Below are 21,750 nucleotides of genomic sequence, written 5' to 3'. Positions count from 1 at the left end.
AGCAGGGTTTAAGGGTGTCTTCGGACGGGGCGGTTCCCGAGAATGGGATTTTCTTCGGGATCGGTGGAGTAGGGCGGGGCAGTACCGATGGGTTTTGCGGGGAGCCTGCTGCCATCCTGATACCAGGTGCTGCGTTCGTAAAGGATAGGAGGGACTGCTATAGCTTTGGCCCCTTGGCTGCGGACACCGACTCCCTCTCTGATGTGTCGTGCTACAGCACATTACCTCCCAGGCTTGTCCTAACCGGACTGGCGACTGCTATCGGTCTCTGCATCTCCCTACAATCTGCCGCCTGTCGGCTTAGCCCTATGACCCTGGCAGTGAATACCGATCACTTCTACGAGCAACTACCCGCTCTGGAGCACTTTATCGACATCACGGTATCGGAAAATTTTGTGGCGGTGCCAGAGGATTGGTACATCATCGTCACCGATGTGGTGCAATCCACCCAGGCCATCGCCGCAGGCGGCTACAAAGCCGTCAACTTTATTGGAGCCGTCACGATTGTCAGCCTCCTCAACCTGGCAGGCAACCTGCAAATTCCCTTCGTCTTTGGTGGTGACGGGTCATCCCTGTTGATTCCGGGCTACCTGCTGATTCCAGCCAAACGGGCGCTTTTGGCCAACCGTGATCTGGCCCGCCGTGATTTTCAGCTCGATCTACGGGTGGGGATCATTCCGGTCTCAGCGGTCACCATCGACTATGAGCTGAGGATTGCCAAGCTCCGGGTTTCAGAAAACTACAGCCAAGCGGTTTTTCGGGGGGGTGGCCTCACCTACGCGACCCAACTGCTCAAAAACCTAGCCACCAGTGGCCTGTACCAACTGGCAGCGGAGGATCTGATGCCCCAGGCTAACCTTTCCGGGTTGGAATGTCGGTGGCAGGATATCCCCAGTCCCCACGGGGAAATGGTCACCCTGATGGTGTTGGCCACGGCCCCCAGCGAAAATCAGCTCAACCGCATCTACCGCGATGTGATCCTTCAGCTAGAGAAAATCTATGGCGGGGATGCCCGCCTTAATCCCATCTTTCCGGCTAACCTGCGTCTGTCCTTTAGCCAGAAGAATTTAGATCTAGAGGCTAAGGCTCGGGCTCCGGGGCGGCGTTGGTGGAGCCGTCAAGGGTATTTGCTCAAAATGCGCTTGGAGAATGCCCTGGGTTGGCTATTCATGGGGCTAGGGATGCGAATGCCGGATGTGGATTGGGGAGCCTACAAGCAGATCGTCACCGACGCCACGGACTATCGCAAGTTTGATGACATGCTGCGGATGGTGATCTCCAGCACCCCAGCCCAGCGACGCAAACTGGATGACTACCTGGAGAAAAAGTACCAGGAAGGGCGGCTGGTCTACGGCATCCACACCTCTGCCAGTGCCCTGATGACCTGCCTCGTGTTTGAGCGCGGCGGTCAGCAGGTCCATTTTGTCGATGGCGGCGACGGGGGCTATGCCCTAGCCGCCACCGCCATGAAGCGTCGCATGATGGCCTAGGGAGAGAAAATCATAAAATCTGATAATAGCGATCGCGCAGCAGCCCCACCATCTGCATAAAACCAACCCTCCTGCTCCCTAGTTCCCTTACTCCCTAGCTCCCTAATCAGGTCAGGGCTACACCTAACGTTTGTGCTCTGGGCTGTTGAAGTCCGATTTACAACCCGCATCCCAGACATCGGGTTGATTGCCATGGGCCGGAATGCCGCCATTGTCCTTCAACATGCGGGCCATGTGCATACAGTTCCAGGCCAAGAAAGTAGTATTGCGATTGGTGAAATCGTTCTCTAGCCCCCCCGAGCCGGGATCTAAATAGGATGGACCTGGCCCCACTTCCCCGAGCCAACCCGCATCCACCTGGGGGGGGATGGTGTAGCCAATGTGGGATAGGGAAAACAAGATGTTCATGGCGCAGTGTTTAATCCCATCTTCGTTGCCGGTGATTAAGGTCGCGCCCACTTTGCCGTAGTCGCGATACTGCCCTTTTTCGTTGAAAAGGTGGGTGTAGCCATACATGCGCTCCAGGACTCGGTTACAAACGGAGCTTTTCTCCCCCAGCCAAACGGATGTACAGAGCACCAAGATGTCGGTGGCATCCACCTCTTTTTGGATTTGGGGCCAATCATCCCGGTCCCATTCATCGGTTTGAGACATATCTACCCCCAACCCGGCTGGAATCTCATAATCAACGGGACGGATAATCTTGGTTTTTACCCCATTCGCCTCAAAGATTCGTTGGGCGATTTTGATCACGCCTTCGGTGTGTGAAAGCACTGGGGTGCGGTTGAGGGTGCAGTTCAGAAACAGGGCGGTCAGGTCATCGTATTTCGTCGGTGCTGTCTCGCATTGGTGCTCGGTGATTTTGGTGAGCTGTTCTGACATGGATGTAGAATCCTGGGACGAATGACGCTGATATTATGGCGTTAATCATCGTTTCGGCCAAGGGGTTGTTCAAGCTACATCCGATCTAAAAGCCCACCACCTAACTCGCTCCCCCACATCCAACTCCTTCCCTACAAAATCCGCCTCCCCACAGCCCCAATTCTCCCCATACATTCCCACCCCACAAACCGCCGAAAACTCCCACCCATGGGAGCACCTCCCCAACCCATGCTTCACCGGGTTGTAGCACCCCAACTCCCTGCAAAGCTGAGAAGCGTCATGATCTATTGATCACGCGACATAGATAACCTGCGCTTAATCCAAAATATTGCGTCGGCGTAGTAGTAGCCCGACAAACCTAAATTGGTAGCTTAAGCAGCAATTGTAAATTCGACGCTAGAAGGGCATTTCAGCCTCTCCGACAGAAGTTAGTGTCACACTCCCAAGCGACTTGCTGCCGCTGCTTAGAGATCTCAATCTGCAAACCACTGGGGTAAAAGATGTCTACCACAGATCCCCGCTCCACCCCCAAGCGTTCCGTCAGCAGCGTCAACGGGCACCCCCTGAGGTTGGGTAACCTCACCCCAGGCGCTCTGCCGCCCCCGGAGACTGTCAGCCGAAACAGGTTTAGCCTAAAATCGGAGGGATGATTATACTGAAGCATTCTACCTAATCACCCATATAGGGGTGTTAGGCTGACGTATTTCCACCTAATCACCCTATACGGGGGGTTGGACTGACAGATTTCCATCTAAGATCCCCATACGGGTAAATAGGTGGAAACTTTCGCTCTAAGTAATAGTTGGGTGGCAGATTCACTTAACCCAATAGCTATGTAGAGAAAGTTTTCTGACAAGAAATATTTACCGCAATTATGCATGGACTCAGGGGTGCTACTTATAAGCTGTAGACTTATAGGCATCATCTTGCCAAAATAAGACCCATGTCGAGCATACTTGCCACCATTGGGTCAAATATCAAATTTCACAGAAAAAAACTTAGGCTAAGTCAGGAGCAATTGGCTGACTTGGCGGATTTGCACAGAACATATGTTGGTTCTGTTGAACGAGGTGAGAGAAACATCTCTGCCCTTAATATTGAAAAACTTGCGGCAGTGCTTGGCGTTGAACCAGCAAAGTTATTGGAATCAAAGCCAAACCAGATTGATGACAAATAGAGAAGAAGAAAAAGAACTACAAGCTTGTTTACCAATCCCGGTTGATCCAGATTCTTTTAATCCTGACTGTGATTTACCTTATGGCTTAGAAACTATTCATATCTATCAAGCCATGAATGAATTTATCGACTTCATAGGCTTTATTAATGGACAACTTAAGACAAAGGAGATGTCACGCCTTGAGGGTTTCTTAATGCCTGCAAGTTTTAGTAGTATCGTGGGCGAATTTATGAACATGAGTATTCCCAAGTATTGTCCTACCTTAGTAAAAAATCAGTATCATAACGGTCACCCAGACTTAATACCAGTAAATACCTTCCCTGACAACGCAGTGCAGTATTCAAGCCAGGGCTTAGAAATAAAAGGTTCAAGACATCTTAGCGGTTGGCAAGGTCATAATCCCGAATCAGTTTGGCTTATGGTTTTCTGCTTTGATAGCAATACATCTAGCGACAAAATTAAGAATGTCGATCCTAAGCCTTTTGTTTTTAGAGCGGTTTATGCTGCTAAACTTGAGGAAGATGATTGGAACTTTTCTGGTCGCTCCGCAACTAGCCGACGAACTATTACTGCAAGTATCAATAAGCAAGGCCATAACAAAATGAAAGGAAATTGGATATACGAAGATCCATCAAATTTGTAAAGAAAGTTGATCGTCTTCAGTTTGTAATTCTGCTAATTTTGGAATGGCAAGTTTACTGGCATCAAAATAATCCTTATATCTTTCAATTCCAATCGCTTTATAGCCCACTGCCTCTGCTGCTGCTATCGTAGATCCTGATCCCATAAAGGGATCAATAACAACTCCACTGCCCAGAGGCAAAGAAGCATAAACAATCTTTCTTAGAAAAGACTGCGGTTTAAGGCTAGGATGCTCTACAATTTTGCGTTCTTTTTGAGAAGTTCGTTCACTAGGAATAACATCTTCAAAAGGGTTTCCGTCAGGCTTCCTTCTTAGTCCTCCAGTTCCAAATTCTTTCAAGCAATCACTCACTTTCATCCCCTTTAAGAGAGGCTTACGAAAAACACCCCACGGCTCGTAGCAACCACGAGGCATAGAGCATACATCATCAAATTCCTCCTCTGCATTTTTCGGTCTATCGCCACCACGTAATGTTCTAACTAATCGAATGACTGTCCCCCTGTATTCAAGCCCACCATCTATCAGTGCTTGAAAAACCATCTGTGAAAGAAAAGTGTTAGATGCGATGAATATGTGGCTACCCGGACACATAGGACGGTTAACCATTCTTGCCCATTCTAGAAAAAAGCGACATAAATCAGCCCTTTCTTTTTCATTAAGAGCAGTGAAACGAGGAAGTGGAGAACGTATACTTCCATCAAATGACGGTGGTATTCTCCAAATCCCTCCCTTACCATTGTCCTTTTTCTCTAGCTGATCGAAATTATATTCCTTGACTCCGTAAGGAGGATCGGTAACAACAGCGTGAAAGCTATTGTCAGGCAACTTTCCTAGCCATTCAAAGCAATCTGCATGTACCACAAGAGATTGACCATGCTCAAATGCCAAATATTCAAAAGCTAGTTGTGGATGATGTGTTAGCACAGACTAAAGTCAATCAAAGTGGGTTGTGATGACTAAAAGTAGCATGGTTGTTTGATTGGCGCAAGGTTTAGTGCCACCTAACATAGTCCCTGAGGCCGACGGGATCAATTACGGCAGCGGACGGACGAAAGCCACTGGTGCTGAGTCAGCAAGTAGGGTGGGCACTGCTCACCACCTAACTCACTACCCCACATCCAACCCCTTCCCTACAAAATCTGCCTCCCCACAGCCCCAATCCTCCCCATACATTCCTGCCCCCATAATCTGCCGAAAACTCCCACCCATGGGGGCACCTAATCCATCCATGTTGCCCCGAATTGTCTCGATGCCGTTTCAGATTTTCAAACCAGGCATCAAAGGGACAGTTTTCCCCTTCATCCACGGCACTGTCATCTTAGGGAGTGAGAGCTAGACTGTAGATACAGCGAGCCTTTAAGTCCAATGAACTGTATCCATTGTCAGAGTGAGGCCATCGTCAAGAATGGCACAAAACCCCTCAAGACGGGTCAAGTCCTTCAACAATACCTCTGTAAAACCTGTGGTCGTCGCTTCAATGAACGCAGCGGCACCCCCATGGCCCGCCTGCGCACCCCAGTCACCACCGTAGAGATGGCCCTCAATGCCCGCCACGAAGGACTCGGCATCAGAGCTGCTGCCAGGGTGGTGGGGACATCTCCCAGCAGTATTACCACCTGGGAAGAACGGTTATCGTCTCATCTGCCCGCCTGGTCACCCCCTGCCCCAGAGGGCGGAGAGGTCACGATAGAAGGCGATGAACTCTACACCCGCGTCGGTGAGAACCTTCCCCCCCGAAGCCTCCGAGGGATGGACTATTAGCTTCATTGAGCGAGAGAGTCGCTACTGGCTAGAAGCCAGCGCTGGACTCAAGCAGGCTCAGTTGTTTGAGGAAGGGGTGCAACGGGCGTGGCAATGGGCAGAACCCAGCCTTTGGATTCGCTGGTTTACCGACGGTGAACGTCGCTATGGCAAGGAATTGTGGAAACTGGCTAGCGTTTATCTGCCGAGCCACCTCAGCAGCGATGCCTATCCCTATCGCAAGGTGTGGCGGGAGGGGTTAGAGGTGGCCATCAAGATCAAAGGCTCTCAAGGTGAACCCAGGGTAGAGTGGCTCAAAGTTGAGCATCCTTGGACGGCCCTCAGTGCCCTCAGCGAGGTCCACGCCAATCACCTGGAAGCCTTCAACAGTGCCTTGAGGCGACGGGCAACAGCCTATCGCAGGCGGCAGAATCACTATGCCAAGCAGGTGGAGGGCTTGCAGCGAGCTTTGAATGTCCAGCGTCTGATGCACAACTGGGTGCGGCCCCATTGGAGTTTGGAGAAACGGACGACGCCTGCCATGGCCATGGGATTCATTCAGCGCCCCTTGAAACTCTCTGAAATCCTATTATCCAGGGGATTTGAGGCTCTCACTCTTTAATAGGACAGTGCCTCATCCACATATTTCTGAATGAGCCACTGTCCTTGGTTCATGCCTTGAGATCTGCTCAAACGGTTAGATGTCGTTTACTTCTTCACCGAGATAACGTTCCACAAAAGCTTTGGCGGCTTCAGGTTTGAGTTCTTTCAGCGCCCTTACCAGTTCAATAATCGTTTCCCCTGAGGGGTCACTCTTCTCATTCACCCATCGGTAAACGCTGTTGCGCTCAATATTGAGAGCCGCTGCGAGACTGTACTGGCTCACCTCAAACTCTTCAAGTACCTGCCGGAGGGCTTTTCCTGCTTTTCCCATGCCCTCATGGTGTCAGAGGAATTTGACCACGTAAACAACAGACTTGTTGACGGCATCAAATGCGTTGACTATCATGGGCGTCATCGACTCTGATGACGTTTTGTGGTGTTCGCTATGCAAACTCAAGCCTTTCTTGCCGCCGATTCCCAGGCTTCTGAAACCGTGGGGGTGGAGCTTTCCCTCAAGCTGTACACTTACCCCAAGCCCGACCGCGAACCAGTCAAAATCCTGGTGATTGGTTCCAAAGCTGCTGTGAGCGCGATCGTCCATAGTCTTCATCAACGCCGCTTTGCTGAAGTTTTGGAGTGGACTGACTTCCTTCCAGCCCCTAGCGAGACGAATCCCCTCCGGACCCATCCTGGAGAAGTGATGAAGGCGCTGATTAAGTATTTGCCCAAGGAATAGCCGTGCTTGGCCCCGCTGACTGGGCCATTTTTGGACCTCCAGCGCCGTCTACCCCAGGGTGCAGGAGCGCCAGGGGGTATGCTCTCACGCAGAGCGCGGGAACGAGGGGAATGGGTCAAGGGCTTGTCATCTCGCTGGTTTCTTCTCCGATGCTGGGGACCGACTCCGCTAGGGCTTTACGAGCGATGCGGGTGACGTACACGGTGACCGCCACCGTGGCCAGGAAGGCGATGATGCGAATGGTCCAGGTAATGGTGGGGTTGCTGGGTTGTTCCCCGGCTCCTAGGGTGGCCAGGTTCCCGGCTAGGGAGCCCAGGTAGACATACATGATGGTGCCGGGGATGATGCCGGTGGTGCCTGCGATGTAGTCTTTGAGAGACACTTTGCTCAGGCCCAGGGCGTAGTTGAGCAGGTTGAAGGGAAAAGCTGGGGAGAGGCGAATGAGAAAAATAATCTTGCGGCCTTCGCGACCAATGGCTTCATCAATGGCCTGGAATTTAGCATTTCCGGCGATGCGCTTGCCGACCCAGTCTCGGGCCAGGTAACGTCCGACCAAAAAAGCTGCGGTTGCCCCCAGCATGGCTCCTACGAAAACAAGGAGGGAGCCCTTCACCACCCCAAAAACGACCCCTGCCCCTAGGGTGACGACGGATGCAGGCAGGAAGGCGACGGTGATGACAATGTAGAGGGCGATGAAGGCGATGGGCGCGATCGCACCTAGGCCATCAATCCAGGCGAGGGCATCCACCAGTTGTCCCCGCAGTTGTCCCAAGATGCCAACATCGGGGGAACTAGCGGTCTGAGCTAGGGCGGGTAGGACGGGCAGAAATAGGGCAGCAAGGGTCATGAGTAGAGCCAGACGCAGGGGACGGGCAGAGCGGCGGGTCCATTGGGGAAGACCAGTCAAGAGGAAAAGCATGGGGAAAGCCTTGTGACAGGATGGGGGGTTGCGGCAGGGGATGGATGAGCGCAATTTGCCCGAAATCCATCCTGCTCTGATCCTGCCGGAGGGCAGCGCTAGAAAAATGAGAAAAGATGAGTTTTACCCTGAGTGGGCATTCATAAAGGCACCTCCTGGGGAGAGACCGCCCGGTGACCGCCGAATTTCTCTGCGATCAGGTCTTCGTAGGTGTGGGCGATGGTGACCACGGAGAGGATGCAGGTTTGCAGCTCCATCAGATCCATGTTGTCGCCCCCCAGAACACTCTCGGCAAAGAGCACCTGACCCGCCTCATCCAGGTGAAAAGCGCCAAAGCGCATTCGGCGGTTTTCCGTCAGCAGAAAATACATGAGATCTTCCTTGAGGCTGCTGCCCACGGTGACGCAGCTGGTGGCCCGGACGGTGGCCAGTTCCGTCGTCTGCCAGGGATGGTCCTCCCAGGGCAAAACCTCAATTTCCGCTAGGGTCGCGCCATAGAGGATGTCAAATTTGGGCCGATTATCATAAATCCGCAGGGACTCTCGAAACAGGCTGGACTGCTGGAGATAATCCAACACCTTGTGGTAGGTAACCGCCTGGACCGGGCTCTCAAAGGAAATCGCCATAGGGCCTCTAGAGTATGAACATGCGGCGGTCTAGGGTTTTGGGATCGTGGCTGGCGACGAAGGTGTCCAGGTTTTCGTCGGATGCCAGGGCTCCATCCACCAAATTGATGATGCGATCCGCCACGTCTAGAATGCGGTTGTCGTGGGTGACCATGAGCACGGTGCAGCCCTGTTCCCGAGCCAGGATTTGCATCAGGGTGACCACGTCCCGCCCGGATTTTTTGTCCAGGGCAGCGGTGGGTTCGTCCGCCAGAATTAGCTTGGGTTGGTTGACCAGGGCACGTGCGATCGCAACCCGCTGCTTTTGCCCGCCGGAGAGCGCTTCGGGCTTGTAATCCACCCGATCCGCCAACCCCAACCGAGTCAGCATATCCACCGCCTGAGCCCGCTTGTTGCCAAAACGGCCCACCAATTCCACCGCCATCTCTACATTTTGACAGGCGGTGAGGGAAGCGAAGAGGTTATGGGCCTGGAAGATAAAGCCAATGTTGCGCCGCACCTCCACCAACTGATGTTTGCCGAGCCCCACCACCTCTTTCCCCAGCACCCGTAGACTGCCGGACTGAAGGGACCGCAGCGCCCCAATCAGCGTCAGAAGCGTGGTTTTACCAGAGCCGGAAGGCCCGGTCATGATCACAATCTGCCCCGGCGGCAGATCGATGCTGATGTCAAAGAGCACCTGTTTTTTCAGGTCACCGCGCCCAAAGTGATAGTCCAGATTGCGGATACAGACCGCCAGGTCGGCGGGGAGGGCATTAGGGGCAGGGGAAGTGAGGTTGGGGGAAGCCATAGCACGTCACTAGGAACTGACGGCGAGGGGGGCAAGGAGTTCTGGATCCTGGAACAACGGGGTACTGAGGTAGCGTTCCCCAAAGCTGGGCTGGATCAGGACGATTAGCTTTTGGGCATTTTGGGGGCGCTTGCCCACTTCAATCGCAGCCTTAAGGGCGGCTCCGCTAGAAATGCCGGATAGCAACCCCTCCTCTCGGGCGAGGCGGCGACCATAGGCGATGGCATCTTCATCGCTGACGGTGACCACCTCATCAATTATGGCAACATTCAGCACCTCGGGGATAAAGCCTGCCCCGATCCCTTGAATTTTATGGGGTCCAGCCTTGCCGCCGGAGAGAATGGAACTGCCGACGGGTTCCACCGCGATCGCTTGAAAGCTGGGTTTGCGGGCCTTGAGCACCTCCGCTACCCCGGTGATGGTGCCGCCAGTGCCAACCCCCGCCACCAAGATATCCACGGCCCCATCGGTATCGGCCCAGATCTCCTCCGCCGTGGTTTTGCGATGAATATCGGGATTGGCCGGGTTGCGAAACTGCTGGAGCATATAGGCATCGGGCAGGGTGTTGACCAGCGCTTGGGCACGGCTAATACAGCCCGCCATCCCCTCTAGGCCGGGGGTCAGGTGCAGTTCTGCCCCGTAGGCGCGCAACATCGCCCGCCGCTCCGCGCTCATGGTTTCGGGCATGGTCAGAATCAGGTGGTAGCCCTTGGCGGCGGCGGCCATGGCCAGGGCAATGCCCGTGTTGCCCGAGGTGGGTTCCACCAGTGTCGTGCGTCCAGGAGTGATTTTGCCCGCTGCCTCCGCCGCTGCGATCATATTGATGCCAATGCGATCTTTCACAGAGGCGGAAGGGTTCATGCCCTCTAGCTTGACAACAATCTGGGCGTGACACCCCTCCGATTGGGGAATGCGGTTGAGGCGAACTAGAGGAGTGTGGCCAATCAGAGCGGTGATGTCGGCGGCAATACGCATGGTGGTTAAGGACGGTTCAGAGCAAGGTCTTAGAAGTTCTTAGATGTAATACATGATGTCTACCTGCTGTTTGGCGTTACGCCGATCCAGTAGGTCTTGCAGAGTGTATTTTTGCAGCACCGATTCCGCCGCTTGCCGGACCTCTTGCCAGACTTCGGTGATCACCACCGCTTCTGATGTCTGGGGACAGTCCTGGGGTTCGCCCTGGGCGTCTAGCCCCTCAATGCATCTCACCACATCGTAGAGGGTGATCTGCCAGGGCAAGCGCGCCAGCAAATAGCCCCCCCGTGCTCCCCGCTGGCTGCGCACCAGTCCCGCCCGCCGCAGGGTGGCGAGGAGTTGCTCTAGGTAGCGGTCGGGAATATTTTGCTGGACTGCAATTTGCCGAATTTGCATGGGCTCATTACTGGTGTGGTGGAGGCCAAGTTCCACCAGCGCCAACAGGGCATATTCACTTTTACAGGAAAGTTCCACGAACAGGGTGACAGCCTTTTAACAGTCTTCCCAGTATACCCCGGTTCCCCAGTCGGGTTTAGAGGATTCCCGTTTGGGTGCCGTTAGTACTGGGCGGCGGCAATACCCTGGCCGTTCCATCGTGGCACACTCGGCCCCTCTCCCTAGCCCTCTCCCAAGGGGAGAGGAGACCAGAAAAGGTTGGGCTGGTGCGACAATAGTGGGCTGATTTACGCCCTGCGGTACTAGCCGCCGCCGATCACGCCCTGCACTAGGGGACGAAATTGATCCACTAAATCAGCGCGGCTGGTGATGAGGGTGGGGAAAGCGCGATCGCGGTAGTTTTCCCCCACCGTCAGGGGAAAGGGATCACCCTCGTCCAGAGGCGTCCAGGTAGCTCCAGCGGCCTGCAAGATCGGCCAGACCCCGGCAATATCCCACACCTTGGGGGTGGCTTCCACCGCCCCCACCGCATAACCCGCCGCCACCAGCAGCAGATTGTAGGCGGCGGTGCCCAGCATCCGCACCTTGCAGGGAAAGGGGCGTTGCAAGATGCTCGTACTGCGGGCGCAGAGGCTAAAGAACTGGTTGGCACTGGGATCGTCGGGGCGGGTGTGGATGGGTCGGTTGTTCAAAAATGCTCCGGTGGGTAGGGTCAACCCACTGGTCCCGGCCCAGTAGCCGTGGAAGCGATCCCCCAGGGGCGGCAGGTAAATGTAGCCGTAGACGGGGGTGCCCCGGTAAAGCAAGCCCAGGGAAATGGCCCAGAGGGGAATACCCCGGCTGAAGTTGGTGGTGCCATCGATGGGGTCGATGATCCAGCACCAGTCTTGATCGGGGAACACATGGTGGGTTTCTTCGCTGAGGATGCCGTGGTCTGGGAAGGCGGTCTGGAGGCCGGTGCGGAGTTGTTCATCAGCCCAGGTATCAAATTGGGTGACGAGGCTGCCGTCTTGTTTTTCCTCTGCGGGGGCGTTGCCGACTGCTAGCAGTTGAGTTGCCACCCGATCCGTGAGGCTATGGCAAACATCCAGCACCCGATCCCACTGCACCTGATCCTGCATTAGATCCTGCATTAATCTAATTCCAGTTCCATGAGGGCCGCGATCGCATCTCCCGACTCTTGCTTAAAGGTCTGCACATTCACCCGCGTCAACAGCAAAAAGGCCAACACCATTCCCACCGACTGGCAGGCAAACACCAGACCAAAGGCCAGGAAGGAATCGCCAAAGACCTGGCGACCTAGGGAGAGAATAGCGCCCCCCAGCACCGTGGCGCTGGCCTGGGCCATGGCCTGGGCCAAACCCCAAGCCCCGATAAACGTCCCCGCCGTCTCTGCCGCCGTCAGATCCAGCATTAAACTCACCGCGCTATTGGTGAGGATGCCGGAGGCCAGCCCAAACAGCATCACCGCACTGCGGAGCAGCGTGGGATTCGTGGTCGCGCCCGACAGGATCACCAGGACAAAACAGACGGAGGAGAACAGACACCCCACCATGGCGGTGTTCCGTTTGCCGAGACGAGGCACAATCACAAACCCGGAGATGGCGATGCCGACCAAAATACCGTAGCCCCAAAACTGGTTCAAACCGGCACTTTCGCCAATGCTGAGGCCAAAGATCTCGCGGGCATAGGGTTCCAGAATCGGCTGTTGCAAAAACAGACTGGTGGTCATCACCAGCAGAAAGGTAAAGAAAAAGCCCGTCTGCTTGGAGGCGGTCAAGACAGACAGGGCTTGTCGCAGGGTGACTTGGTCTTCCCGTCCCGCCAAGGAGGAGCGGCTACTATAGCGGGAATATTTTTTCTCGATGCCAAAAGTGGCCACGATCCCCAGCCCCACAACACTGAGGGGAAACAGGATAAACAGTCGGGTAATGGCCCCTTCTAAATCCTCCGCTGTCATATCCCGCAGCAAGACCTGCCCCGCGATCGCGCCCGCAATAATGCCCACCATCAGCATGGCCCAGACGATGCCCACCAACTGGGAGCGGTTGTCTTCATCGGACACATCCACCAGCAGGGCGGCGAAGGGAGTGGAGGCAGAAGCAATGCAGAGGCCATAGAGGGCAAACATCCCCGCCAGCAGCGCCAGCCACCCGGAGCTGACCACCGTCCAGCCCTCCCCCAGACTGGCTCCCAGTTGCCACACGACTTGAATCGCCAGGAACAGACAGATGGCCTGCATCCCCAGCCCCAGCCAGACATAGCCAGTGCGGTGGTAGCCGCGAATGGGCTTGGTATCAGAGAGTTGGCCCATCCACACCCGAGCCGGGGAGACGAACTGGTACATTGCGATCGCACCCGAAGCCAGCAGAGCCGGGATTCGCAGCTCTGAAATCAACACCTGATTCAAAATTCCCAGGGTCAGCAATGACAGCAACCCCAGCCCCATCTGAAACAGTCCCAAACGGAACATGGTGAAGAGGTTGAGGCGGGGCAGAGCGGAGTCGGGGAGAGCCGTAGAGGACATATCACGGAAAGACATAAGTTAGGAGGGGCGATGGCCCCCTGGGCCGGTCTTTGACCATTGTGGCAGAACGACAGTCAATCGCCGCCTCTGCCGCTGGGAGCCCCAGGGGAGTGTGTGGAGGGGACGGGTTCCTCTCCAACGGGCCAGCTACCCCAGGGAAAATCCCCCCAGGAACCCGTCCCCTGCCCCACCCCCCAGAAATCGGTTTTCTTTCTAACGGTGAATAAGCTCCCCCAGCCCAGTTCAACTTTCGTAGACATCTCGGCGATGTCCCACCTTAATGACTCGGATGATGAGGGCTGCATCCTCAACGCTGTAAATAATCCGATAGTCTCCCCACCGCACCCGATAGCGGTTGTCTCTGTCCTTCAGCTTTTTGCACCCAGAGGGTCAAGGATCATCCGCGAGGGACTCTATCTGGACAATCAGTTCAGCTTGCACTGCTGGGGGCAACTTTTTCAATTGCCGCTGAGCAGCGGGCTGGATCAGAATTTCATAACTCACCCTAGCCCCAAGGATTGTTTGAGTTGACTGAGGGGGATTGCCCCGGTCTCAGTGAGGGCAAGATCACCATCAATATTATCGATCTCGTCTTCTAGGGTCTCCAGGCACGGCTCTAGGTCAACGTTGTATTTGAACTGAAGATACTGGAGAAGATGGTACAGCTCATCCAATGCGGGGCGCGGCAGGGCGGGAAGTTCCAACGCTATGGGGGCGGTGCAGGGCAGGGTCGTCATCGCTGCTCTAGTCAAAAAAGGTATTGCCATCCTAGCGCGGGGGTTGTAGGGGACGGGTTCCTCGCCAGCGGGTTGAATACCCCAGCGACAAGGTTCAAGGGGACGGGTTCCTAGTTGATAGGCCAGATACCCCAGCGCCAATCTTCCGAGGAACCCGTCTCCTGCCCCTCCCCAGAAATCAGATTTCTTTATAACGCTGAATCAGCTCCCCCAGCCCAGAACTATAGAGTTCTAGGTAGATCCCCGAGTGCTCTGGGGCGGAAATCCTGTGACCATTTACCCTAGGCGTTGCCTTTCTGCGGTGCATTGCTTCGCGTGGGCGAAGCCGCGCCTTAGCGCTATGCACCCTACGAAACCCTGAAAATCAAACCTGATGATGCACCAGCCTAATATTTTCCGGTCCCCTCTCCCCGTGGGAGAGGGCTAGGGTGAGGGGCCGAGGTGTACCACGATAGAACGGTTAGGGTATTTGCACCGCCCAGCCAGTACTAGTGCCCTGGCCTGGTGCCTCAGGCTCCGCCTGGGCACTCCCTGCCGAGGTGGGGCCTCGGTTCCGGGCGGCGGAGGCTAGGAGCCTCCGCCTGGGCACTCCCCGCCGAGGCTAGGAGCCAGGGGTAAGTGAATTTTGATGATTTAGCGCGAGAATTGACTTGTGGCTGATCCGCCTATGGTTACTGATCCACGCAAGGGAAATACCATGCCAATGCTTTCAGAAAAAGAACAGCAGATTCTAGGCAAAATTCGTCAGTGTTCTTCTAGTCAGCTTGCTGAAATTGAAGACTTTATCGACTTTTTGCATCAGCGCTCTCAGGATCGGGCGCTGGTCACGGCTGCTGCCCAGGGGGCTGAAGCTGCGTTTGCTCAGGTTTGGGATAATCTGGAGGATGCCGCCTACGATGACCTGTGAATTTGGCTCTGTGGTGCTGGTGCCTTTTCCTTTTACCGCCCAAAATGCACTCAAGAAGCGCCCTGCTGTTGTAGTCAGTTCAGCAGATTACACAGCAAACCGTCCTGACCTGATCTTGATTGCTGTTACCAGTCAGGTGAGAAGCCCCTTGTTGTTTGGCGAAGCCCCGATCATCCAATGGCAAGGGGCTGGGTTACTCAAGCCGTCGGTCATTGGCCTGGTGCCTCAGGCTCCCAGCCGAAGGCTAGGAGCCATCGGGTGCAGATGGTCCGTCCCTGGGCGGGGGTTATGGGCTGGGAAGGGTTTGGACGGTTAAGACTTGGGGGGGAGTGGCATCGGCGGGGTAGAGGAGATCCACCTGTACCTGTTGCACTTGGTTGGGTGGAATCAGCACTTCCACTAGGGGGCGACCCATCTGGCCCCGCCGCTGTACCAGGTGAATAAACCGCACCCGCCGCCGCCCGGTTTCATCCCGGTGGCTAATCCGCACTGGCCCCCGGAAAAACACTGGGGCGGTGGGGGAGTTGAGGAAGCGGAGGCCGGGGGTACTCAGAACATCTTCTTTAATGGGGGTTTCCAAAGCCACCGTTACCCATTGGGGGGTGGGGGTGGGGTTGTGCAGGGGCAGGGTGAGGCTGTACTGAATGCCGTAGTTGCCATGGGCTTCGTAGGCGGTATCGGCATAGCGGACGGCCAGGTTGGCGCTCTGGTTTTGCCCCGTGCCCAATCGGCCCTGGTAGAGGGTGCTGATGCCGTAGGAGAAGGCGGCACCGGGGGCGGGGATGGCCAAGTGGGGGCTCCCCTCGTCGGTGAGGGTGGCTCGCCATTGGGAGCCGATCGCTACCCCGGCGACCCGACCATAGATAAAGGCGTTGGTACTGCCCAGGGGGGTGGGGGCGCGATCGCGCGGCCCCGCTACGGGACTTTCCCGCAGCAGGGATTCCCATTCCGCCAGGGTGGGAGGCCGCTCGATGTCATACCAGGTGATGGGGGCATAGCGGGCGAGGCTGGCCACATAGACGGGGCCACTGCTCTGGAGCCGAATCAGGGTGGAGCGACCATTGAGGGGGGGCTCTAGGGTGCGCACCGGGATGGGTTCATTCAGCAGCAGGGTGCTCTGGCCGGGGGGAATGATCACCTGGGTGGGGAATCGGTCTGACTGCGATCGCCCCGCCAAAAAATCCCCTGACACTCGACTCCCCGGCCCTGCAAAGGCGGGAACCCAGGGGGAATGCTCGATAAAGTCATCAATGACGAAAAAGGGGGCATCGGGCTGGCTGAGGTAGCTGGCCCCTTGCAGAAGGGTCACGGTCACGGGTTCCCGCCCTGGGTTATGCACCACGATGCCCAGGTACAGGCTGGTGAGGTCATCGGGTTGGGGGGCGCGGGCGACGTGGTGGGCAAAGATGTCGAACCGCCCCGAGAGGGCATAGTTCAGATGGGCTTCGGGGTGGGCCATTCCTGCTGGGGGAAAGGTGGATAGTAAAATTCCCGGCTCTAGGACTAATTCCGGGCTATTGCTGTTGAATACGGGCACGGTGTCTAGACCACCGGGTAGGGGCCGCACTTCCTGGGGCCGCACCATCTCCGCCGGGGCCTGGGCCACGGGCGACTCCGCTGCCGCCGCTACCGGGGCCGCAGCCAGCATTAAAACCGAGAACCACGCGAGCATAGATCTTGTCTTCCTTTCGCCAGTAAATCGTTTCCCCATCCTACAGAACCGCTGAACCCAGCCACGTTGGTGCGCTTTATGGGTGTCCCCTCAACTCAGCTACGATTGAAAGACCTAATCATCAATTATGGACATGCACCCTACCCTCAAGCAGCTAGACGCATTGCCCCCTGCGCTACAACAGCAGGTGATTATGTTGATTCAGACGTTACTGCGGCAATACACCCGGTCTTCGGCCCAGCCGCTCAAGCAAACTTGGGCAGGGGCAATGGCGACCTATCGAGACCAGTACACAGGGCTCAGCCTCCAACAGGAAACCGTTGAACAATGGGGCAGCAGTGTACCTGATTGATACCAATATTTGGCTAGAACGCTTACTCGACCAGCAGCAATCCGACATTGTTGGACAGTTGTTGGCCAAACTACCGTCTGATCAACTGGCGATGACGGACTTTACCCTGCATTCCATCGCTTTAGCCATGATGCGGCGGCAACTGGGGACTGCATTTGAACAGTTTGTGCAGGATGTATTCATTGAGGGGGCTGTTGGCCTCTTGAGCTTGAGCCCTACAGAACTGTCCAGGGTTGTCGTTACGATGCAACAACAGCAGCTTGATTACGATGACGCCTATCAATATGTGGTGGCAGTAGCTTTTCAACTCACCTTTGTTAGCTTTGACAAGGATTTTGATGGCACGACCTTAGGCCGCAAAACCCCACAGCAAATCCTGCAAGCCCTGTCTTCGCTTTGATGTTACGAATCGCACTCTGTTCGACCCACCCTACGATTGCCTGGGTACCGCCGCTGAGGCTCTGCTTCTAGGGTGCTGGCGGCGGAGCCGCCACCGGGAGATCCCAGCCGGAGACTGGGAGCCAGTGGAGTCGCGGGGCGGCTCCCTGGTGCCCTGGCTCTGCCTGGGTACCGCCGCTGAGGCTCTGCCTCTGGGGCTCGGCGGCGGAGCCGCTACCGGGGGCTCCCAGTCTCCGGCTGGGAGCCAGTGGAGTCGGGCGGCTCCCTTGTGCCCTGGCTCTGCCTGGGTACCCGCCGCTGAGGCTCTGCCTCTAGGGTGCTGGCGGCGGAGCCGCTACCGGGGGCTCCCAGCCGGAGACTGGGAGCCAGGATCGGGTTACGGTTGAATAAGCTGGCGGGGCTCAGCAATAGTGATGGGTGTTATCCCCATGCTGGAGATTGCCCCATGGCCCGCCCCGCCAAGCTGCTTAGTTTTGCCCTCTGCTCTACGTTGCTGATGCCTGTGGTGCAATTGGTGGGTGGGTTGCAGCCGTTGCAGGCGGCGCGATCGGGTGAGGCGGCGAGGGACCGGGTGCTTTGGAAGCACCCGGTCCATGATGGGTTGCGGGGGGTCGGGGACAGGTTCCTGACGACTGATCCGATTACCCGCCCCGCTGCCGTTGAGGAACCTGTCCCCTTGGGGGTGACCCAGAGCCCAGGGTTCTTTGGCGCGGGTGACCCGTTGCGGTTAGGAACGATACAAGAACCCTGGGCTCTTGACCCACTGAACGGGGAAGGGCCACAGATGGAGCCGTCGCCCCTATTGGCGGAACCGCCGCAGATTTTGACCCAGGCGGATAGTCGTCTAGAAGAAGCGGATCGACTTCTAGATTTAGGGATTGAACAGTACAACCGTAGTCAGTTTCGTGAAGCATTGGCCTCTTGGGAACGAGCTTTAGAACTCTACCGGGCAGCAGGGAATCGCACCGGGGAAGGCCGCGCCCTAGGCAATTTGGGCATTGCTTACCGCAACCTGGGCCAGTACGACCGCGCCATTGACCTCTATGAACAGGCCCTGGCGATCGCCCGCGAGATTGGCGACCGGGCTGGTGAAGGCCGCGCCCTGGGCAATTTGGGCAATGCTTACGACAGCCTGGGGGATTATCGCCGCGCCATTGAGTTCCATGAACAAGACTTAGCGATTGCCCGCGAGCTTGGCGATCGCGCTGGGGAAGGCAGCGCCCTGGGCAATTTGGGCAATGCTTATCTCAGCCTGGGCCAGTACGAGCGCGCCATTGACTTCCATGAACAATCCTTGGTGATCGCTCGCGAGATTGGCGACCGGGCAGGGGCAGGCCGCGCCCTAGGCAATTTGGGCATTGCTTACCGAAACCTGGGCCAGTACAATCGCGCCATTGACCTCTATGAACAACGGCTGGCGATCTCCCGCGAGATTGGAGACCGGGCAGGGGAAGGCAGCGCCCTGGGCAATTTGGGCGTGGCTTATAGCAATCTGGGCCAGTACGACCGCGCCATTGACCTCTATGAACAACGGCTGGCGATCGCCCGCGAGATTGGAGACCGGGCAGGGGAAGGCAGCGCCCTGGGCAATTTGGGCAATGCTTACAACAGCCTGGGCCAGTACGAGCGCGCCATTGATTTCTATGAACAACACCTGGCGATCGCCCGCGAGATTGGCGACCGGGCCGGGGAAGGCCGCGCCCTGGGCAATTTGGGCGTTGCTTACGCCAGCCTGGGTCAGTACTCCCGCGCCATTGACTTCTATGAACAAGACCTGGCGATCGCCCGCGAGATTGGCAACCGTGCTGGGGAAGGCTATGCCCTGGGTAATTTGGGCGTTGCTTACGACCGTCTGGGCCAGACCGACCGCGCCCTAGAGCAGTTTGGCCAAGCCGTCGCCCTCTTCAACGAGTTGGGTGCTCGCGCCGAAGAAGCCCGAACTCTCAGCAACATCGGCATCCTCCTCAACGACCAAGCCCAACCCGAACTGGCCATCATCTTCCTCAAAGCCAGCGTCGATATCCGCGAAGCCATCCGGGGCGACATTCGCGGCCTCAGCACCGACCTCCAGCAATCCTTCACCGACACCGTCGCCGACAGCTACCGCCTCCTCGCCGACCTCCTCCTCCAACAAGACCGCATCCTCGAAGCCCAGCGCGTCCTCGACCTACTCAAAGTCCAAGAACTCGACGACTACCTGCAAGAAGTGCAGCGCAATGCCCGCACCGCCAGCGGTGTGGACTACTTGCGGCCAGAGCAGAGCATCCTCGACCAATACAACCAATTGCAGGCCAGCGCCATTGCCCTGGGCCAAGAGCGGGCGCAGCTCAGTCAGCGACAACGCAGCGGCAACCTCACCCCCGCAGAAACCCAACGGCTGCAAGACCTGGTGCGTCTAGAGCAAGCCCTGGCCGCCCAGTTCAACCGCTTTGCTGAGGATCCCGAAATCCAAGCCCTCCTAGCGGCCCTCAGCCCCCAGGTACTGCGACAGACCGTTGACCTAGAGGGACTCTCCGCCCTGCGCAACAACCTGGACAGCCTCGATGCCGCCCTGATCTATCCCCTGGTCCTGGAGGATCGCCTAGAACTGGTGATCACCACCGCCGATACTGAACCCCTGCGCCGCACCGTCGCTGTGGGGCGGGCGGAGTTGAATGCCGCCATCCTCGCCTTTCGCCAAGCCCTAGAAAATCCCGGCAGCGATGCCCAAACCCCCGCCCAGCAACTCTACCGCTGGCTAATTGAACCCCTGGAAGCAGACCTGGCGGCGGCGGGGGTGACGACCCTGCTCTATGCCCCCGATGCCAACCTGCGCTACATTCCCCTCGCCGCCCTCCACGATGGCGACCAGTGGTTAACAGAACGGTTCCGCATCAACCACATCACCGCTCTCTCCCTAGAGGAATTGACCGCCCAGCCCCAAGCCGCCCCCCGCATCTTGGCGGGAGCCTTTGCCGATGTGGGGATAGTTCACCCCGTGGGTGCCTTCAACCTGCGGGGGTTACTCTATGCCGGGGAAGAGGTGAGTCTGCTGCAAGCGGCCCTGCCCAACACCGTCGCCCTGATTGACCAAGCCTTTGACCTAGATACGGTGCTGCTGGAATTGGGCAGCGCCAATATTCTCCACTTCGCCACCCATGGGGTCTTTGTCCCCGGTGACCCAACGGATTCCTTCATTCTCCTTGGCAATGGCGATGCCCCTACGCTGCGGGACATTGGCTCTTGGTCCTTATCTCACATTGACCTGGTGGTGTTGAGTGCCTGTGAGACTGGGTTGGGAGGTTTTGACAACAACGGCGAGCAAATTCTGGGGCTGGGCTATCAGTTCCAGCGGCGGGGGGCAAAGGCGGTGATCGCCTCCCTGTGGGCAGTGAGTGACCAGGGTACCCAGGTTCTCATGACGGCGTTCTATGACGCTCTGGCCCTGGGCATGACCAAGACGGCGGCGTTGCAGGCGGCTCAGGCAGCGTTGATTACTAACGATTTTTCGGCGGTGGGGGGGCAGCGGGGCTCGGTGGAGTTGATCAGCACCGTAACGGGGCAACGCTTGGTACCGGGGGGAACGCTGGCCCATCCCTACTACTGGGCTCCGTTTATCCTCATTGGCAATGGGCTCTAAGTAGGTGAGCGTAATGATTTATATAGCGGTTCTCACTCGGGTTAAGTACAGGCAAGGAGCTTAAGCCCCTTGTTCGCCAAAGTGTCATTAAGTTGAGGTGTACCTCATACATTAGGGAACTGCTATAAAACCGGGCTTGCTCCCTGGGTTGAAGTTCTCACTGTTCGTCGGTCATAGGGAGACTCCTTACTTTGCGGATGTTGCGAAGCAGGCAACTGTTGCGGGTTTGGTAGTAGATTTCACCCATGAAGAGGCAACTAATCACCACATCATGGTGAAGAGAAAGGTCGGCAACGGCTTTGCCGGTGTGTTTGATTTCTTCACCGGGATTGACGGGTGGCTTCAGCACGACCAACACATCAATATCTGAATCCGGTTCAGCGTCTCCACGGGCTTGGGAGCCAAAGAGGGTGAGGTGCAGCAGGCGATCGCCATAGAGACTAGCCAGATCTTGTTTAAGGTGAGTTAGGATGACCTGGAGATTAGGTTTCATGAGGATAAGGTATTCATTAAAGTTGACCAGTTAGTCACCTTTTGTCGGTTGGGCAGAGCGTTAGCAA

Annotated in this window: 26 protein-coding genes; 11 read left to right on the top strand and 15 right to left on the bottom strand. The window is 56.5% G+C overall.

What is annotated here, in order from left to right:
- Positions 1 to 308: 308 nt before the first annotated feature.
- Entirely contained in the window at positions 309 to 1,490 is a 1,182-nt protein-coding gene (locus LEP6406_RS0202510) for a DUF3095 domain-containing protein (protein ID WP_008309430.1), read from the top strand.
- Between the two features lie 123 nt (positions 1,491 to 1,613).
- Here the strand turns inward: LEP6406_RS0202510 and LEP6406_RS0202505 are convergent, their stop codons facing one another.
- Entirely contained in the window at positions 1,614 to 2,372 is a 759-nt protein-coding gene (locus LEP6406_RS0202505; protein WP_008309428.1) for a flavodoxin family protein, read from the bottom strand.
- 943 nt (positions 2,373 to 3,315) lie between these two features.
- Here LEP6406_RS0202505 and LEP6406_RS30840 point away from each other — a divergent pair.
- Together LEP6406_RS30840 and LEP6406_RS0202500 are read left to right on the top strand one after the other, a co-directional pair.
- The gene (locus LEP6406_RS30840) at positions 3,316 to 3,549 is read left to right on the top strand and encodes a helix-turn-helix domain-containing protein (protein ID WP_071992190.1); all 234 of its coding nucleotides are present in this window, start codon (positions 3,316 to 3,318) and stop codon (positions 3,547 to 3,549) included.
- The gene (locus tag LEP6406_RS0202500; RefSeq protein ID WP_027268771.1) at positions 3,539 to 4,192 is read left to right on the top strand and encodes a hypothetical protein; all 654 of its coding nucleotides are present in this window, start codon (positions 3,539 to 3,541) and stop codon (positions 4,190 to 4,192) included. The genes LEP6406_RS30840 and LEP6406_RS0202500 overlap by 11 nt, the downstream gene beginning before the upstream one ends.
- Here the strand turns inward: LEP6406_RS0202500 and LEP6406_RS26325 are convergent.
- On the bottom strand, positions 4,181 to 5,116 hold the full coding sequence (locus LEP6406_RS26325; protein WP_008309422.1) for a DNA-methyltransferase: 936 nt from the start codon (positions 5,114 to 5,116) through the stop codon (positions 4,181 to 4,183). The genes LEP6406_RS0202500 and LEP6406_RS26325 overlap by 12 nt on opposite strands.
- Positions 5,117 to 5,557: 441 nt before the next feature.
- Here LEP6406_RS26325 and LEP6406_RS0202475 point away from each other — a divergent pair.
- Positions 5,558 to 6,554, top strand: a protein-coding gene (locus tag LEP6406_RS0202475) for an IS1/IS1595 family N-terminal zinc-binding domain-containing protein (protein WP_155834612.1) whose coding sequence is annotated in 2 segments (ribosomal slippage) — positions 5,558 to 5,920 and positions 5,922 to 6,554 — 996 coding nt in all. Because the reading frame shifts where the segments join, the coding sequence is not laid out codon by codon here.
- A gap of 75 nt (positions 6,555 to 6,629) precedes the next feature.
- On the opposite strand, the gene LEP6406_RS0202470 is transcribed toward LEP6406_RS0202475, so the two are convergent.
- On the bottom strand, positions 6,630 to 6,866 hold the full coding sequence (locus LEP6406_RS0202470; protein WP_008307703.1) for a helix-turn-helix domain-containing protein: 237 nt from the start codon (positions 6,864 to 6,866) through the stop codon (positions 6,630 to 6,632).
- A gap of 114 nt (positions 6,867 to 6,980) precedes the next feature.
- Between LEP6406_RS0202470 and LEP6406_RS0202465 the strand changes: the two genes are divergently transcribed.
- On the top strand, positions 6,981 to 7,271 hold the full coding sequence (locus LEP6406_RS0202465) for a hypothetical protein (RefSeq protein ID WP_008307706.1): 291 nt from the start codon (positions 6,981 to 6,983) through the stop codon (positions 7,269 to 7,271).
- A 115-nt stretch (positions 7,272 to 7,386) separates the two neighbouring features.
- Here LEP6406_RS0202465 and LEP6406_RS0202460 read toward each other — a convergent pair whose 3' ends face one another.
- The 10 genes from LEP6406_RS0202460 to LEP6406_RS0202420 form a co-directional block, all read right to left on the bottom strand.
- Positions 7,387 to 8,190 (bottom strand): TVP38/TMEM64 family protein, encoded by an 804-nt coding sequence (locus LEP6406_RS0202460; protein WP_008307707.1) that lies wholly within the window; start codon positions 8,188 to 8,190, stop codon positions 7,387 to 7,389.
- Positions 8,191 to 8,330: 140 nt separating this feature from the next.
- Positions 8,331 to 8,816, bottom strand: coding sequence for a T3SS (YopN, CesT) and YbjN peptide-binding chaperone 1 (locus LEP6406_RS0202455; protein WP_008307709.1), 486 nt, complete (start codon positions 8,814 to 8,816; stop codon positions 8,331 to 8,333).
- Between the two features lie 7 nt (positions 8,817 to 8,823).
- Positions 8,824 to 9,606, bottom strand: coding sequence for a DevA family ABC transporter ATP-binding protein (locus LEP6406_RS0202450; RefSeq protein WP_008307711.1), 783 nt, complete (start codon positions 9,604 to 9,606; stop codon positions 8,824 to 8,826).
- A gap of 9 nt (positions 9,607 to 9,615) precedes the next feature.
- Entirely contained in the window at positions 9,616 to 10,581 is a 966-nt protein-coding gene (cysK, locus tag LEP6406_RS0202445; protein WP_008307712.1) for a cysteine synthase A, read from the bottom strand.
- A gap of 39 nt (positions 10,582 to 10,620) precedes the next feature.
- On the bottom strand, positions 10,621 to 11,055 hold the full coding sequence (locus LEP6406_RS0202440) for an RrF2 family transcriptional regulator (protein WP_008307714.1): 435 nt from the start codon (positions 11,053 to 11,055) through the stop codon (positions 10,621 to 10,623).
- A gap of 224 nt (positions 11,056 to 11,279) precedes the next feature.
- Positions 11,280 to 12,110 carry an inositol monophosphatase family protein gene (locus LEP6406_RS0202435; RefSeq protein ID WP_008307715.1) on the bottom strand — a complete coding sequence of 277 codons (831 nt, stop codon included), beginning with the start codon at positions 12,108 to 12,110 and terminating at the stop codon, positions 11,280 to 11,282.
- Positions 12,110 to 13,519 carry a BCD family MFS transporter gene (locus tag LEP6406_RS0202430; protein WP_008307716.1) on the bottom strand — a complete coding sequence of 470 codons (1,410 nt, stop codon included), beginning with the start codon at positions 13,517 to 13,519 and terminating at the stop codon, positions 12,110 to 12,112. The genes LEP6406_RS0202435 and LEP6406_RS0202430 overlap by 1 nt, the downstream gene beginning before the upstream one ends.
- A 228-nt stretch (positions 13,520 to 13,747) precedes the next feature.
- On the bottom strand, positions 13,748 to 13,876 hold the full coding sequence (locus LEP6406_RS35560; RefSeq protein ID WP_225886647.1) for a type II toxin-antitoxin system RelE family toxin: 129 nt from the start codon (positions 13,874 to 13,876) through the stop codon (positions 13,748 to 13,750).
- An 18-nt stretch (positions 13,877 to 13,894) separates the two neighbouring features.
- Complete coding sequence (locus LEP6406_RS35555) at positions 13,895 to 14,008, bottom strand: type II toxin-antitoxin system RelE family toxin (RefSeq protein WP_409978139.1); 114 nt, start codon at positions 14,006 to 14,008, stop codon at positions 13,895 to 13,897.
- Entirely contained in the window at positions 14,005 to 14,241 is a 237-nt protein-coding gene (locus LEP6406_RS0202420; RefSeq protein ID WP_008307717.1) for a hypothetical protein, read from the bottom strand. The genes LEP6406_RS35555 and LEP6406_RS0202420 overlap by 4 nt, the downstream gene beginning before the upstream one ends.
- A gap of 697 nt (positions 14,242 to 14,938) precedes the next feature.
- Here LEP6406_RS0202420 and LEP6406_RS0202415 point away from each other — a divergent pair.
- Both LEP6406_RS0202415 and LEP6406_RS30830 read left to right on the top strand, forming a co-directional pair.
- Positions 14,939 to 15,148 (top strand): hypothetical protein, encoded by a 210-nt coding sequence (locus tag LEP6406_RS0202415; protein WP_027268767.1) that lies wholly within the window; start codon positions 14,939 to 14,941, stop codon positions 15,146 to 15,148.
- Positions 15,126 to 15,464 carry a type II toxin-antitoxin system PemK/MazF family toxin gene (locus tag LEP6406_RS30830; RefSeq protein ID WP_071992189.1) on the top strand — a complete coding sequence of 113 codons (339 nt, stop codon included), beginning with the start codon at positions 15,126 to 15,128 and terminating at the stop codon, positions 15,462 to 15,464. Before LEP6406_RS0202415 ends, LEP6406_RS30830 begins: the two co-directional genes overlap by 23 nt.
- On the opposite strand, the gene LEP6406_RS0202410 is transcribed toward LEP6406_RS30830, so the two are convergent.
- Positions 15,435 to 16,820: a DUF3370 domain-containing protein gene (locus tag LEP6406_RS0202410; protein WP_008316169.1), complete on the bottom strand. Its 1,386-nt coding sequence runs from the start codon at positions 16,818 to 16,820 to the stop codon at positions 15,435 to 15,437. The two genes, LEP6406_RS30830 and LEP6406_RS0202410, sit on opposite strands and share 30 nt — an antisense overlap.
- Before the next feature lie 127 nt (positions 16,821 to 16,947).
- Between LEP6406_RS0202410 and LEP6406_RS0202405 the strand changes: the two genes are divergently transcribed.
- The 4 genes from LEP6406_RS0202405 (at position 16,948) to LEP6406_RS26315 (ending at position 21,190) form a co-directional block, all read left to right on the top strand.
- A complete protein-coding gene (locus LEP6406_RS0202405) occupies positions 16,948 to 17,172 on the top strand; it encodes a DUF2281 domain-containing protein (protein WP_008316172.1) in 225 nt (74 codons plus the stop codon).
- The gene (locus LEP6406_RS0202400; RefSeq protein ID WP_036028111.1) at positions 17,159 to 17,572 is read left to right on the top strand and encodes a type II toxin-antitoxin system VapC family toxin; all 414 of its coding nucleotides are present in this window, start codon (positions 17,159 to 17,161) and stop codon (positions 17,570 to 17,572) included. The genes LEP6406_RS0202405 and LEP6406_RS0202400 overlap by 14 nt, the downstream gene beginning before the upstream one ends.
- Positions 17,573 to 17,696: 124 nt before the next feature.
- Entirely contained in the window at positions 17,697 to 17,957 is a 261-nt protein-coding gene (locus LEP6406_RS32575) for a hypothetical protein (RefSeq protein ID WP_155834611.1), read from the top strand.
- A gap of 59 nt (positions 17,958 to 18,016) precedes the next feature.
- Complete coding sequence (locus tag LEP6406_RS26315) at positions 18,017 to 21,190, top strand: CHAT domain-containing protein (RefSeq protein ID WP_051463601.1); 3,174 nt, start codon at positions 18,017 to 18,019, stop codon at positions 21,188 to 21,190.
- A 157-nt stretch (positions 21,191 to 21,347) separates the two neighbouring features.
- On the opposite strand, the gene LEP6406_RS0202390 is transcribed toward LEP6406_RS26315, so the two are convergent.
- Positions 21,348 to 21,683 carry a nucleotidyltransferase domain-containing protein gene (locus LEP6406_RS0202390; protein ID WP_008310734.1) on the bottom strand — a complete coding sequence of 112 codons (336 nt, stop codon included), beginning with the start codon at positions 21,681 to 21,683 and terminating at the stop codon, positions 21,348 to 21,350.
- Between the last annotated feature and the right edge of the window lie 67 nt (positions 21,684 to 21,750).

Origin of the sequence: Leptolyngbya sp. PCC 6406 (genome assembly GCF_000332095.2) — a bacterium.
GTDB lineage: Bacteria > Cyanobacteriota > Cyanobacteriia > Phormidesmidales > Phormidesmidaceae > PCC-6406.
Note: the sequence above shows the minus strand (reverse complement) of the source record. Positions and strands in the feature narration are given on the sequence as shown.